Here is a 15,147-nt window from a genome sequence, read left to right as displayed (position 1 = left end):
TTTATGTAATTTATAGATGCTTAATACATCCTATTTTTCTTGTTTTTTTACATTTTTTTTATGTGTTATTTACATGACGATTTCCTCCTTTACTTGTGAAATTATTTACTACATCACTATTTTTTCATTTAAAAATTGGCTATACACCCTCTCAGGACTATAAATTCAGATAGCGTTTACCAACAAAACAATAAAAAAGTGAAATGTTTTCAAACAATGTAGCTTTGATTTATTTGAGCAACAGACGTTGTTCTTGCTTGTTTCATCACTATTTCGAGTTCACGATTTAACAGCTCTAATACAGTTTCTACGCCTGATTGACCAAAAGAGCACAATCCCCACAAATAAGGTTGCCCTATTCCTACTGCATCAGCGCCTAATGCTAAAGCTTTGAAAACATCAGTTCCTCGTCGAACACCACCATCAAAAAGAACAGGGATTTTTCCGTCAATAGCAGCAACGACTTCGGGTAAGCAATCAATAGTACTTCTACCGCTGTCTTCAGCTCTCCCACCATGGTTAGAAACAATAACGCCATCAACACCATATTCGAGTGCTAACTTTGCATCTTCGTAGGTAACTATGCCTTTCAATACAATCTTCATTGAAGTTGACGCCTTTAAACGTTCAACAAATAGCCAATCCATAAAGGCACCACCTTTACCACGTGATTTTTGAGAAAGTCCTTCAAGCATAGGTTTTTTACCCAAAACACCGGCCGTTGGTGAATGGCAACTTTGACATTCAGAATTAGTTGAACGATGAAAGCGGTCGAGCGCTTCTCGGTTAGTTGCTGGCATATCTACCGTCAACACTAATACTGGGCAACCAGCATCTTCAACTCTCTTTACTAATCGTTGAGTAACTTGCCAGTCCGTGTCAGGATAAAGTTGAAACCAAATAGGTTCGCCTGCCGCTTTATTTGCATCCTCAATAGCACTAGAGCCAACAGTGGATAATACAAATTCAACGCCTTTATTTTTAGCAGCTCGTGCAACGGCCAACTCGGCCTCAGGATGGTAGATAGCTTGTCTCCCACAAGGAGATAAGAAGATGGGAGAAGTGTAGCGTTTACCAAATAACTCAATTGATGTGTCTATATTTCTTACATCGACGAGACGACGCATGCGGAGTTTGATTTTTTTGAAGTCTTCGCTATTGGCAAGCTGGGTGAGACCATGATCCGAGCCTCGCGCCATGTAGGTATAATGTCCTGGGGATAATTTTGATTTAGCTACTTCATGAAAATCAAAAACATTAACAGCCTCTTTAGCATCTTGAACATATTGAGGTGCATATGGTGACGATATACTTTGCCCTAAAACATTAAAACCATATAAAAACGGACTGGCGGCCATGAACTGAAGAAACCTTCTTCTCAATTCAAATGATGATTTATATGTCATATGCTTACCTCAAATTAATTAATTCACGATAACTAAAACCAGTAAAATAAAATCTACAACAACATCAAGCCAACCAGTTCAATAATTTTTATAACAACATCAGGGTTTGTTAACCTTTCAGGTATATTTTTGCAGCAGCCTGTTTGATTTTTACACAAGCCATAGTGATTGATGTGTGGTTGTTCCACATAAAATCACTATAACGATGTAGAAATATCAAGCAGGCCCTAGGCCAACCAAGGATTTTCAAGTAAATGTTTTTGCTCGAAAGACTTTATTGCCTCTGCTCGTTGTAAAGTGCTACCAATAGCGTCTAAACCTTGCATTAAGGCTTCTTTTCGCATGGGATCTAGCTCAAAATTTATTTCATTATTTTCTGATAACTTAATTTTTTGATTCGGTAGATCGATTTCAATATTGTTTATCTCACCTGAAGTGACTTGCTCTCCAAGTTGAGACATTGATTTTTCATCTAATTCAATCACTAATAAACCATTACGCTGGCAGTTATCATAAAAAATACCCGCAAACGTTGTGCCTATTAAGGCACGAATACCTAATTGTTTAAGGCCCCACACCGCATGTTCTCGACTTGACCCACAACCGAAATTTGCGCCAACAGCTAAAAACTTTGCACCTTGCCATTGAGGTTTATTTAGTACAAATTCAGGATTAGGTTCACCTGACAAAAGAAATCTTTGGTCAAAGAACAAACCTTTATCAAGTCCTTTGCGGTCAATACCTTTTAAGAATTGCTTAGGCATGATCACATCAGTATCTATATTAGCCGCCATAAATGGTGCTATTTTTCCTGCTTCAATGTTAAAAGCGTCCATTAATTTATCCCCAAATCACGTATGTCACATAAATAACCTTTAATTGCTGCTGCAGCGACCATTGCAGGGCTCATTAAATGTGTACGAACACCCGCTCCCTGACGACCTTCAAAGTTACGATTGGTACTCGACGCGCAACGATCTCCAGGGCTAAGAACATCATCGTTCATGGCTAAACACATAGAACAACCTGATTGTCTCCATTCAAAACCTGCGTCAATAAAAATATCCGCTAAACCTTCGGCTTGTGCTTGAGCACGCACTTCAGAAGAACCTGGAACAATCATAGCTCTAACGCCTTGCGCAATTTTTTGGCCTTTAACTACTTCAGCCACTTGACGTAAATCTTCGATGCGGGCATTAGTACACGACCCAATAAAAGCGTGTGTAATAGGTATGCCTTTTATTGGAATACCAGCTTGTAAACCCATGTACTGAAGTGCGCGCGTTGTACTTTTACGCTTAGCAAGATCGATATCGTCTTTAGGATTTGGCACTACACCGCTAATAACGGATGCTTGATCTGGACTTGTGCCCCAAGTGATCATAGGCTCTATGCTTGTTGCATCAATGGTGACTTCTTTATCAAACACCGCATCTTCATCGGTATAAAGCGCTTGCCATTTGCTTAAGGCTTGTTCCCACAGTTCACCTTTTGGTGCTCTAGGTTTATCTTTTAAGTAATTATAAACAACATCATCTGGTGCCATGTATGCACCTCGAGCGCCAGCTTCAACGGCCATATTACAAATAGTCATGCGTGCTTCAACGCTCATCGATTCGATAGTAGAACCACAAAACTCAATAGCATAACCCGTTGCGCCTGCCGCCCCTATGTTACGAATTAACTCCATAACAACATCTTTAGAGGTAATACTTAAGCCTAAGGCACCTGTAACGGTAACTCGCATAGTTTTCAATTTTTTATAGATAAGTGTTTGCGTTGCTAATAAGTGTTCTATTTCAGAAGTACCTATACCAAAACCGAAAGCACCTAAGGCACCATAAGTGGTGGTATGGCTGTCACCTGCGGCAACTGACATACCCGGTAAAATAAAGCCTTGCTCTGGCGCAACCACATGCTCGATACCTTGTCGGCTATCAAGAATATCGAATAATTCGATACCAAAGTCTTCACAATTTTTAGCGAAATAATTAACTTGTAAAGCACCACCTTCTTCAGCACCCACCGATACACGTTGAGGCTCAGTAGAGTTAACATGATCTACAACAGCAAGTGATGTGTTAGGGCGCCATAAATCTCGGTTAGCGTCACGTAAGCCACTAAAAGCTTGTGGGCTTGTATACTCGTTTAACACTTGACGGTCGATATATAAAAGAACATGTCCTTTATCGTCTAACTCGCATACGGTATGCGAATTAATTAATTTTTCATAAAGGGTTCTTGGCTTATGCATAAAGTTCTCCGCTTCAAAAGCTAGAATTAAATTAAAAAAAAGCGCTGCTAAGTAAACGGGAGCTTAAATGGCAGCTAAAGGGATATCTGCTATGTTTATCGCTTTTAAAAAGAGCTTTAGGTGTTGACTTTAAAGCTAAAAACATCACAGTTAATCGCATCAATTTAGACCGTTAAACTGACCCGTTTGTATAAAGGATATTGCATGCTTTAAAAGTAAATCAGGTGCTTCTTCTGGAATATAATGACCTGAAGGAAGTGCTCCACCTTTAACGTTTTCTGCAACTTTTTCCCATTCATTAAGAGGCTCAAAACAACGTCCAACAACGCCCTCTTGCCCCCAAAAAACTAATAGCGGACACGACACTTTTTTGCCTGCATCAATATCGTCTTGGTCGTGTATTAAATCAATACCTGCACTCGCGCGATAATCTTCACAAAAACCAGTTGCTGCGCCAGGAAGTTTTAAACAACGTAAATATTCAGCAAAAGCTTCATCTGTAAATGGAGCCATGCCTGCACTTCGTGCGCCCATAACATTTCGAAGATAGTTTTCAGGATCAGTTTCAATTAATGATTCAGGAAAAGGCGCAGGGCGTATTAAAAAGAACCAATGCCAATAAGCACGAGCAAAATCTTGATTAGTTTGCTCGTACATAGCTAATGTGGGTGCTATATCAAGTAGTATCATGTTATTGATACACTCTGGTGAATCCATAGCCATTCGATGTGCAACACGTGCGCCACGATCATGAGCAAGTACTGAAAATTCAGAAAACCCCAATGTTTTCATTAATTCAACCTGATCTTTTGCCATTTCACGCTTTGAGTAAGCAATAGATGTATCGCTAGCTTCAGGCTTATCGCTATCGCCATAGCCTCTTAAATCTGCTGCAACAACAGTAAAGTGCTGAGCTAAGGTATCGGCAATTTTATGCCAAATAACATGTGTTTGAGGATGTCCATGCAATAATAATAACGCAGGACCATTACCGCCTACGCGATAATTAATATTTATCTCGTTTACGAATGTCTTTTCAATCTTATATGAGGTAAACATAATTGTTCCTTTCAATTTGATTTCTATTGCCAACGTAAATCGATTTACACCAAAAAAAGCAACTCTTCAGTAAAAAAATATTCTACTCAGCAATTTTAATATCATGCCCCATCTTACGAATTCACAAATCAGAAATAAATACACTAGATGTAGAGCTTTGGATTACATTTTGTGTTCAATTAATATGAACTCGGCTTAATAAATGCTTCTCTAGCGACCATTTCTCCTAACTTCCCGTTAAATTTACTTGCAATAGAGGAGTATTGACGCGAAATTTGCATTGAGTTAAGAAAAACTAGCAAACCAGAGGCTAAATAAAACTATTTTTTCTTACATTCCAATTTGTTAAGGATCTCTTAAACCGAGTTCAGGTTCATTATTACAAGATCTTTTTAGAGAAAAGATAAACGCTGTAGATATAAACGATTATTGGAATACCTTGCTTTTAGGAATCATATTAATTCCTAAAAGCATTACTCAATAGCAGGCGATATCTACTTTCAAAAATAACAAACTGGGTAGTAAAAGCGATACATAAACTGAAGTTCAGAATTACTTATGCTCGTCAAACCACTTAATAATATGCAATGTTTTAGAAATCATATTACTTGGCCTTGCAGATATATTGTGAAATGCACCTTTCATCCTGACAAGTTTCGTTTCTATTTCACGCATTTTTAATGCTTGATAATACTGTTCACTTTCTACAAGTGGAGTGCGGGCATCAAGCTCTCCTACAACAATCATGGTTGGTGTACTCACATTGCCTACCAATGATAAAGGTGAACGACGCCAATAGTTTTCTTGATCTTCCCATGGCATTGCACCAAACCAATATTTTGAAAAGTGAAAAGGAACATCTGAATAAAGCGCGGCACTGGTCCAGTTAACTACAGCTTTGGTAACAGCTGCGGCTTTAAAACGGTTAGTTTTTCCAATAATCCAAGCAGTAAGTACTCCACCTCCACTACCGCCAGTAACATATAAGCGATTTTCATCAACGTTGCCCATTGAGATAACATGGTCAACACCCGACATTAAATCGTGATAATCATTACCGGGGTAATCGTGATGTATCAGATTAGCAAATTTAGCCCCATACCCCTTACTACCTCTAGGGTTAGTATAAAGCACCATATAGCCGGCATTAGCCATTAATTGAAATTCTGCCGCAAAGTTTGGGCCATAACCAAGAAATGGACCACCGTGAATTTCCAAAATAAGTGGATATTTTTTCTTAGGATCAAAATCAGCTGGCTTAACTAACCATCCCTGAATATCAGTACCGTCATGACTCGATTTATACCAAATTTCTTCAACTGTACCTAACGTTCGATAGTTAAGAAGTTCACTATTTAAATCAGTTATTTGTGTTGATTTTCCACCTTTACGAGAAGCGACCGCAATGTTTGAAGGATCAAGTGGGTTTGATAAGGTAAACGCAAGTTCACTATTTTTATTTACTGCAAACGAACCAGCGTTATATGGCCTACCAAAAGATAAGCCTCCCACATTAGAAACTAACTTAGTAACTTTACCACTTAAACTGATCTTCCCTATATTTCCTGAACCTTTATCCGTGTATTCAAAGAATATTTCTTTACTGTTACTTCCCCAATAGAAGCTATTAATACTTCTGTCAAAGTTATCAGAAAGTGCTTTACGATCACTCCCGTCCACGTTCATCACATACAAATATTCGTTGTGATATCCCATACGCTTATCATCGTAACCAGTAAAAGCAATTTTTTTGCCATCAGGTGAAACAACCGGATTATTATCAGGGCCAAATCGATTTGTTAACTCTGTTAATTTACCTGATTCAAGCTCAACTGAATATATTTCAGTATCTCTTACTTCTATCGCATGATTATCATGACGATTTGCTGAAAAATACAGCGTTGAACCATCACGTGACCATGAGAGTACTGATTTATGATTAAACTCACCAAACGTTAGTTGTCGAGGTGTTCCTCCCAAGGCAGGAACAACAAAAACATGCTTGTTTCCGTGCTCTAAATCACCAGAACCATCACTTCTATATTTTAATTCATTATAAATAGTCGCTTCTTTTTCCCATTCAGCACCTTTTGGTTTTGTTGGCAGCGTGATATAGGGTTTGTTTTTTGTGGCAACAAATTGTGTAAAGGCAATCATCTCACTATTAGGCGACCAAGTTAGAGAACCAATACCTTTTTGTAATTGAGCAATTGAAAACTGCTCGCCCGTTTTTAACCATTTAACATAAATATGAGCTTTACCATTTTCATTGGCAATAAAAGCGATCCTTGTCCCATCAGGAGAAAAACGTGGGCTAGCATAATTGTTTAATCCTGAAGTTATTGGTCTATGATTTTTTCCATCAAAATCAACTCGCCAAAGGTTACTGCGTTTTCTATCCTTCATTATGTCCATAAAGTTACGCACGTAAACTATGCTTTTCCCATCGGCACTAAATTCTGGATCTGCTGCATACTCTAATTCAAAAACATCTATAGGCTTAAATGCTGAAGTTTGCGCATATGAATTCAAACAACTAAAACCAATAATACTCATAAGTATCGTTATGTATTTTTTCATCTTTTGTGCTCACATTTTTCAATAAAAATTGCTCATATCTATTGTTATTCCAATCGCAATAACCCATTGACCATTTATTCTTCGTATAAAATAGGTCAATTCATTCATGCGTTTAGTACTAAAAGTACAAAAATAGCTCATGTACCTTTCCAATATTTATTTTTAATAAATCTTAAGAAAAAAAAGCCAAGTTAAAAACTTGGCTTTTATTTAAAACAATAATATTTTAAATATTAAAAGTTATATGAAGCTCTTAAGGAAACAAAGCGACCAACGTTATCGTAATTACCAATAGCACCAGTAAACACAACTTCACGACGAGGCGGCTCAACATCACCAATATTGGTAATAGTTGCTGTTAACCTTAAATCATTATCAAACTCGTAACCAATGACTAAGTCGTTATACATACGACTAGGCACATCATTAGTATCTATTGTTTCATTCGTAAGAGCATTAGCATCAAGTACTGTTGAACCAATGTAACGAGTGTTTAATCCAACAGATAACGCACCTTCTTTATAAGTAAGGTTTAAGTTAGAACGGAACTCAGGGTTGTCAGGCTCATTTTTTGTGATGAATAAACTTGTAGGGTCATTCTCATCAATCAACTGCTCATGATCTAAAAGGTATGAGCCATTTAAAGAAACAGCTAATGTTCCATTATAAGCATCAGTTTTATAATAACCTTCAAAATCGATACCACGAGCATTAAGGCTACCTACGTTAATTTTTGAAACATCTATACGAGAAATAGATGATTGACTGTCACGAGTTATTAAAGGACAAAATTCATTGTCGGTTGATGGTGAATCAACACACTTCTTAATAATATCCGTAGCAGAAAAAGAACCGATAGCATCTGTTATTTCAATATCCCAATAGTCAATTGAAAATGAAAGATTTTCAATAAAACTAGGAGTTAAAACAACCCCAATAGCTAATGAATCCGACTCTTCTTCTTTTAAATCAGGGTTTCCTCCAGTAACAACTTCTTTTGCTGGTACTGAGTTAGGATCAACCCAACCTGTAGGAAAGCCTAAAGCAATACAATTAGCTTCACGAGTAGATGAACCCAAATCAACTTGAGTAGCGTCACAAGGGTCAGTTAAAAAAGCTCCTGTAGTAACACCAGGACTAAATAATTCCGATAAATTAGGTGCACGAACACTAACCGCTTTAGAAGCTCTTAAACGAACATCGTCAGATATTGCCCAATTAAAACCAAGCTTACTTGCTGTTGTTCCACCAATAGTATCGTAATCTGAGTACCTAATTGCAGCTTCAATATCAAACTGTTTAAAACCTGGCATATCTGAAAGCACAGGGATCACAACTTCTAAATACGCTTCATCAACCGTTAGCTCTGCATCTTGAGGCTCTTGTCCTCTAAATAAATGAACGTTGCCTTGTCGTGCTATACCATCATCTAAAGCTTCAATAGACTCTTCTCGATGCTCTAATCCAGCAGCAAACATAACGTCACCAGCAGGTAATTCAAATGCATCACCTGTTAAACTCGCCGACATAACTTGTTGTTCATTTCTATGAAAACGAAGTACTGTATGCTGAATATATGCTTCTTGCTCTGCCGTAAGCGGATCTTGTGAAAGAGGATAAATAGGAACACAATTACCACCAACACGACATACCGCTTCACCAGTAAGAGGATCTTCAATAACATCAATAGCATTAGCTACACGTTCAGTAACCGTATAATTAGCCCATTTTGAATTATTTTCATAACGAGAATCTTGATAGAAAACATTCCAATTCCAATCATTCTCTAAATACCCATCAAAACCTACAACAATAGAGGTGCTGGTACGGTCAAAAGTTGGAATTCTATTCCCCCAATTCTCATATACACGGTTAAAAGTAAGCGTTGTTACGCCATTAGCATCCATAAGAGCTGTTAAATCATCAGGTAATAAAGGGTTTTCACGTTGCAATTTATTTATTACAAAACCATCACCTGCTGATGTATTGTCTGGTTGTCCTGAACCAACCGTAGTCGTTTGACCATAATCCGCATCAAGGAAGAAATTAATATTATCTGACACTTCATAATTCAAACTAAAGCGTGTCGCTAAAATTTCTTGCTCTTGTCTTAAGCTTGTGTAGTCAACTTGTCTAAAACCTTCATTTCCTGCACCTCTACTTGAATCAAATGGAACGCCCATATCAAGTAATCGCACACCATTATCGTCAGTATAATAATTACCTCCAATATTAAAGGCTCCTAAAGGAGAATAAGAAATCAATCCTAAATCATCGACATGAATTTCGTCTGGGATACCGTCATTACCGCCTGTATTAGCAGGGTTTGGTCGTGTATTTAATTGAATTGAAGAAAAGTCTCGTTGTGAAGCTTTCAACTCCTCTTCTTTACTGTAACTTATACCAAAAACCATGCTTCCTCTACCGTTGGCAAATTCGGAACCACTGGCCAAGTCAAGAGCTAAGCGTTCACCACCACTCCCTTCAGTAGAAGCACCTGTACTTACTGAAACTTCGATGCCTTCAATATCATCTTTCATGATCATGTTAACAGCACCACTTACCGCATCAGCACCATATACAGCTGATGCACCACCGGTGATAACTTCAACACGCTCAATCAATCCTGCAGGGATCATTGACATATCAACCGCTGATGAGGCACTACTACCTGAAACACGACGGCGACCATCAATCAAAACTAAACTTCTGTCTGTACCTAATCCACGAAGGTTAACAAATGATGCACCAGCTTCTGGATTTGAAAGCGCTTGTACGCTGGCGTTAGCACTACCTAAACCAACACCAATAGAAGGTACTGATTTTAAAACATCATAAAGGTTAGAAAAGCCTGATTCTTCGATAGCTTCTTTTCCAACAACATTAACTGGAGTTGATGTTTCAAAGCCAGGTCGTTGAATTCGACTACCTGTTACTGCGATTCTTTCAACTTTAGCTTCTTTAGCTTCAGTCGCTTCCTCTTCAGCATAAGCAGATTGTGCAGATGCACCTAACGATAAAAGTAAAAGAGTACACGCATTAAGTTTAAAACGTGTTTTTTTTGTAGTTATTGATTTACAGGACATAATCATTTCCTCTTAATGACATTAATTTAATTTTTCTACCGCTCATTATGTCTATCACGCAAAAATCTTATTGTTTTCTTAAATGACCAAACATTGTTATACGGAAAAAAATTAGAGACTATCGTCTACACTACAAGCTTAGATTTGGGGAATAAATAGTAAAAATGTAGAGTTATAAATTACATTTCGTGTTCAATAAGTTCAAGCATCATTCTTTTCCAATTATAGCTAAAAATCTTAAAAAAAAGAGCCAATAAGGCTCTATTTTTCATAATGTTATACAACACTTGTTAACTGGTTGACTACTTAATGTTAATTAAATGTTTAATAAACACAAATTTAACGTTTCCAACGAAATTTAAGTACATAAAATATAGGTCAGAAAGACATGATTGCAAGAATGATTATTCTCGATAACTACTCTACACTAGTTTATTTTGCTACATCCTTATAAGAAGCTTATAAAAAGTCATAATTGAATATATTCATAGTTTTTATAAAAATAGAGGAGCTTCTGTTGATCTCTAGTGGTTGAATTTCATTGAATATAAAACGAATTTAATCCCCACGTGAGCTTTGTATCCTAAATTATCTTAAAAAAGCGAACACGAGTTATACATTCCAGCATAACTTAAGTATCAAAACTCACGTAGGCCCAATGAAAAATTCATTTTAAATGAGCACAAAGGGCTGTGAAAGTAATATCAAAAAGTCAACAACCCCTAGTTCAAGTTAAATACCAAAAACGACACCTGCCAAAAGATACATCACTAAACAGGTAACAATAATTGCAATAATATTTAAAAAGAAACCCGCTTTAATCATGTCGAATAAACGCATTTTTTCATAGGTAAACACAATGGCGTTAGGTGGTGTCGCTACAGGCATCATAAATGCCATTGAAGCCGCAACAGCAGCAGGTACAGCTAATGTACGAGGATCTAAATCTAAACCAATTGCTACCGCACCTAAAATAGGAAGAAACGTTGCCGTAGAAGCGGTGTTAGAGGTTATTTCAGTTAAATAAACAATTGAAACAACAACGGTTAATACAAGCAGCCAAGTACTTACATTAAGACCTGAAACTAACTGACCTATCCATGAAGCAAGCCCTGTATTATTAAATCCAAAAGACAAAGCAAGCCCTCCACCAAATAATAATAATATTCCCCATGGCAGTTCTTTAGCTACTTCCCAATCAAGAATAAACTTACCGCTGCTTTTTGGCACTGGCCAAGCAAATAGAACTAAAGCAGCAATTAATGCAATACTCGTATCGTTAATTGGTAACCCCGTTAAATCCACCAAAGGTTTACGAAATATCCAACCCAATGCTGCACCAAAAAATACGCCAGCGACTACTTTTTCGGTATAACTCATGGGGCCTAATTCTTTTAGTTCGTTTTCAATTAAACTTTGAATATTACCAATTTGAATTTTATCAGCAGGGAAAATAAATTTAGTTAACAACAACCAAGCAAGCGGTAACATTAATAAAACAACAGGAACACCAAACTTCATCCAAGTGAAAAAATCTATTTGAATACCATAACTTGTAGATAGAAAACTCGCTAATAACGCATTAGGAGGCGTACCGATTAATGTACCAACACCGCCAATAGTACCGCTATAAGCAATGCCTAACATAAGGGCGACACCAAAACGACGTAACATTTTTTCATCGTTAGTTTTACGAGCAACAAAGTCGATCACCGACAGCGCTACCGCATACATCATAATAGTCGCCGAGGTGTTTGATATCCACATTGACAAAAATGCCGTTGCCAACATAAAACCACCAATAACTCTCGGTGGATTTGTACCGACCACAGAAACAATTTTTAAGGCTATTCGTTTATGCAACCCCCACTTTTGCATAGCAGCAGCCATTATAAAACCACCAAGAAATAAAAATATAATGGGGTTAGCATATTGACTCGCTACTACTTTCATATCGCCTACACCTAATAGTGGCATAAACGGAATAGGGAGTAACGCCGTAGCTGGAATAGGTATAGCTTCAGACAACCACCAAATAACCATCCAAGCAATTAAAGCCACTAAAACCCACGCTTCTTTTGCCATACCAAGCGGTGCAGGTAAAAACATAATAAGTAAGGCAATAATAGGCCCTAACAATAAAGCAATTAAGCGAAAACGACTGGTTGCTCCAAATTCTAATTTTTTTTCTTCTAAAGGTTCAACTTCCATTAATATGCTCCAAAACAGACCGAATATAACATTGTTATTATGATTATAATCGTATAGTTACAGGTAACTATGAATTAATATTTATAGTCTATATTTTACAATAAGCTATGATATGCTTTACGAAAACCATAATAAACAACCTAAATATGAAAGATGAGAACACGATTTGTAGGGGATTACCTCACCCTAAAGATTTAAATGTATTCCTTGCAGTAATACGTAAGTTAAGTTTTGCCGCAGCTGCCGAGGAATTAGGCCAATCTCCTGCTTATATTAGTAAGCGAATTGGTATTTTAGAATCAAACCTTAACACACGACTGTTTCATCGAAGCACACGAAAAATAGTACTTACCGATGACGGTGAACGTACACAACGCTGGGCCATTAGAATACTAGCAGACATTGATGACATGGTTGATGATCTTACCGAGGCACAGCATATCCCTCGTGGACTTCTGCATCTTTGTACCACTTTTGGTTTTGGTCGTAAATATGTAGCTCCCGCAATTGCTAAACTGTCAGAACAATTTCCTGAACTAGAGGTTCGATTAGAAGTGTTTGACCGCGCGGTTGATATTATTCAAGAAGGTTTCGATTTAGAAATTAGAGTCGGTGAAGATCTTCCTCAGCAACATATTTGTAAAATGCTTAAAGAGAACAATCGTATACTTTGTGCTTCACCAGAATATTTAGCTCGATGTGGAACGCCGCAAAAAATTGACGAATTAACTCATCACGACTGCCTTGTGCTTAAAGAGCGAAATTCTCCTTTTGGTATTTGGCATTTTGATCGTGATGGAAAAGAAATATCATTACCTATTAGCGGGCACCTATCTAGTAATCATGGTGAAATTGTTTTGCAATGGGCATTAGAAGGTCGTGGCATAGTTATGCGCTCTTTATGGGATGTAAAACACTTATTAGCTGAAGGTAAAATTGTACAGATACTGCCTAATTACACTCAAAAAGCTAATATTTGGGCTGTATACCCAACCAGACTTTCACATTCAGCCAAACTAAGAGAGTGTGTGAGGTTTTTAGAAAACTACATAAAAGAAACCTAAAAATTTATCTCTAAAATGTAGCAGAAAGCAATTTTAGAAGCATTCAGTTATACTCACTCTGTTTTAAGAAACTGAGCTAATACCTTTAATTGATTTTTAATTTGCTCAGTAAGCGGCCAACCTACATTTATGCGAAAACAATCGCTGTAGAATTTTTGGGTACTAAACAAATAACCCGAGCGGATATAAATGCCCTCATCTAAACAGTGTTTTTCCAGTAGACGAGTGTCTATATTCGGTACTTTAACCCATAGAACTACACCACCTTTAGGATCTGAAATAACCGTATTTTTGGGTAAAATAGCATATAAAAAACGTCGATAAGACGCTATCTGCACTAATAAGGTTTGATTGATTTTTTTAATATGCCGAGCATAGTGTCCTCTATTAATAAATTCAGCGACACCTTTTTGAATAGGCTGATTAACCCCAAGGTTTTTTACTTTATTATGATAGTTAAAGGTTTCACTAAAGCGGCCCGCTGCACACCAACCTAACCGTAACCCCGCCGCGAGAGATTTTGATACAGAACTACACCAAAGTACCCAACCTTCTTTATCCCAATGTTTAATAGGTAAAGGCATAACACCTTGATGATGTAATTCAATAAATACATCGTCTTCAATAATAGGAAGTTTATGTTGTGCTGCAAAATTGGCTAACCACTGCTTTTGTTCAGCAGATAAAGAATGTCCTGTTGGATTTTGGAAGTTACTGCTAAATAAACACGCTGCAATAGTATGTTTTTCAACAATACGAGAAAGCTGGTTTAAGTCTAATCCGCTGTTTGTACTGGGTATTTCAATAACTTTTCTATCATACAAGGCTAAAAGTTCGAGTATTCCATTAAAGCATGGCGAGTTAACAGCAATAGTATCGCCCGGTTTACTTACTACATTTAAAGCCGTTGCTACAGCATCAATACAACCGTGGGTAATTAACAATTCTTGCTGCTTGAGTGCAAAACCTTTGTAAGAAAAGTGCTCAATTAAAGCATTTATTAACGCTTGGTTTCCTTGAGCCGAACTATAAATAAATTGATCGATATTTTGTGTTTGAAAGCCTTTATTGAACGCGCTTTTTAATAGGTTAATTGGTACAAATTCAGGACTAACCTGTGCTGTTAATAATGGTGTAAAAGACGACCTATTTTGATTATTACTGTACAGTTTTTTGTTAACCTCTTTTATTTCACCTTTAAATTGAGGGAATTCATTTAGCTGTGCTTTATGTTGAGGCTTTCTAATTAAAAACCCTGATTTAGCCTCAGATTCAACGTAACCTAAATCAACTAAATACTCATAACAACGAATAGCTGTATTTACACTCACTTGCTGTTGCACAGAAAACACTCTTAATGAAGGTAATTTATCTCCGTGGCTTACAACTCCTGAAGATATTTTCTCAATAATATTTTTTGCTAACTGTTTATATATAGGTTGTTTTTTCATCGTTACAAATAGCCCACCAATCTGTACCCTAAAAGT

At 37.1% G+C, this 15,147-nt stretch carries 9 protein-coding genes; 1 reads left to right on the top strand and 8 read right to left on the bottom strand.

What is annotated here, in order from left to right:
• Positions 1–209: 209 nt before the first annotated feature.
• The 7 genes from AC0L5Q_RS18975 to AC0L5Q_RS18945 form a co-directional block, all read right to left on the bottom strand.
• The gene (locus tag AC0L5Q_RS18975; RefSeq protein WP_473613113.1) at positions 210–1,406 is read right to left on the bottom strand and encodes an alpha-hydroxy acid oxidase; all 1,197 of its coding nucleotides are present in this window, start codon (positions 1,404–1,406) and stop codon (positions 210–212) included.
• A gap of 227 nt (positions 1,407–1,633) precedes the next feature.
• A complete protein-coding gene (gene leuD, locus AC0L5Q_RS18970) occupies positions 1,634–2,242 on the bottom strand; it encodes a 3-isopropylmalate dehydratase small subunit (protein ID WP_473613112.1) in 609 nt (202 codons plus the stop codon).
• Positions 2,242–3,660, bottom strand: a complete 1,419-nt coding sequence (leuC, locus tag AC0L5Q_RS18965) for a 3-isopropylmalate dehydratase large subunit (RefSeq protein WP_473613111.1) — start codon at positions 3,658–3,660, stop codon at positions 2,242–2,244. The genes leuD and leuC overlap by 1 nt, the downstream gene beginning before the upstream one ends.
• A gap of 159 nt (positions 3,661–3,819) precedes the next feature.
• Entirely contained in the window at positions 3,820–4,719 is a 900-nt protein-coding gene (locus AC0L5Q_RS18960) for an alpha/beta fold hydrolase (protein ID WP_473613110.1), read from the bottom strand.
• A 552-nt stretch (positions 4,720–5,271) separates the two neighbouring features.
• Positions 5,272–7,299 carry a prolyl oligopeptidase family serine peptidase gene (locus AC0L5Q_RS18955; RefSeq protein ID WP_473613109.1) on the bottom strand — a complete coding sequence of 676 codons (2,028 nt, stop codon included), beginning with the start codon at positions 7,297–7,299 and terminating at the stop codon, positions 5,272–5,274.
• A gap of 233 nt (positions 7,300–7,532) precedes the next feature.
• On the bottom strand, positions 7,533–10,385 hold the full coding sequence (locus AC0L5Q_RS18950) for a TonB-dependent receptor plug domain-containing protein (protein ID WP_473613108.1): 2,853 nt from the start codon (positions 10,383–10,385) through the stop codon (positions 7,533–7,535).
• Positions 10,386–11,117: 732 nt separating this feature from the next.
• Positions 11,118–12,596: an SLC13 family permease gene (locus AC0L5Q_RS18945; RefSeq protein ID WP_473613107.1), complete on the bottom strand. Its 1,479-nt coding sequence runs from the start codon at positions 12,594–12,596 to the stop codon at positions 11,118–11,120.
• Positions 12,597–12,742: 146 nt separating this feature from the next.
• Between AC0L5Q_RS18945 and AC0L5Q_RS18940 the strand changes: the two genes are divergently transcribed.
• On the top strand, positions 12,743–13,660 hold the full coding sequence (locus tag AC0L5Q_RS18940) for a LysR substrate-binding domain-containing protein (protein ID WP_473613106.1): 918 nt from the start codon (positions 12,743–12,745) through the stop codon (positions 13,658–13,660).
• 53 nt (positions 13,661–13,713) lie between these two features.
• On the opposite strand, the gene AC0L5Q_RS18935 is transcribed toward AC0L5Q_RS18940, so the two are convergent.
• A complete protein-coding gene (locus AC0L5Q_RS18935; RefSeq protein WP_473613105.1) occupies positions 13,714–15,111 on the bottom strand; it encodes an aminotransferase-like domain-containing protein in 1,398 nt (465 codons plus the stop codon).
• Positions 15,112–15,147: the final 36 nt, after the last annotated feature.

Source organism: Pseudocolwellia sp. G5-9 (assembly GCF_055808995.1).
Note: the sequence above shows the minus strand (reverse complement) of the source record. Positions and strands in the feature narration are given on the sequence as shown.

What these genes read in the sequence shown, in the direction of transcription:
- AC0L5Q_RS18975 (WP_473613113.1), bottom strand. Translation starts at nt 1,406, where the DNA reads ATGACATATAAATCATCATTTGAATTGAGAAGAAGGTTTCTTCAGTTC.
- leuD (WP_473613112.1), bottom strand. Translation starts at nt 2,242, where the DNA reads ATGGACGCTTTTAACATTGAAGCAGGAAAAATAGCACCATTTATGGCG.
- leuC (WP_473613111.1), bottom strand. Translation starts at nt 3,660, where the DNA reads ATGCATAAGCCAAGAACCCTTTATGAAAAATTAATTAATTCGCATACC.
- AC0L5Q_RS18960 (WP_473613110.1), bottom strand. Translation starts at nt 4,719, where the DNA reads ATGTTTACCTCATATAAGATTGAAAAGACATTCGTAAACGAGATAAAT.
- AC0L5Q_RS18955 (WP_473613109.1), bottom strand. Translation starts at nt 7,299, where the DNA reads ATGAAAAAATACATAACGATACTTATGAGTATTATTGGTTTTAGTTGT.
- AC0L5Q_RS18950 (WP_473613108.1), bottom strand. Translation starts at nt 10,385, where the DNA reads ATGTCCTGTAAATCAATAACTACAAAAAAAACACGTTTTAAACTTAAT.
- AC0L5Q_RS18945 (WP_473613107.1), bottom strand. Translation starts at nt 12,596, where the DNA reads ATGGAAGTTGAACCTTTAGAAGAAAAAAAATTAGAATTTGGAGCAACC.
- AC0L5Q_RS18940 (WP_473613106.1), top strand. Translation starts at nt 12,743, where the DNA reads ATGAAAGATGAGAACACGATTTGTAGGGGATTACCTCACCCTAAAGAT.
- AC0L5Q_RS18935 (WP_473613105.1), bottom strand. Translation starts at nt 15,111, where the DNA reads ATGAAAAAACAACCTATATATAAACAGTTAGCAAAAAATATTATTGAG.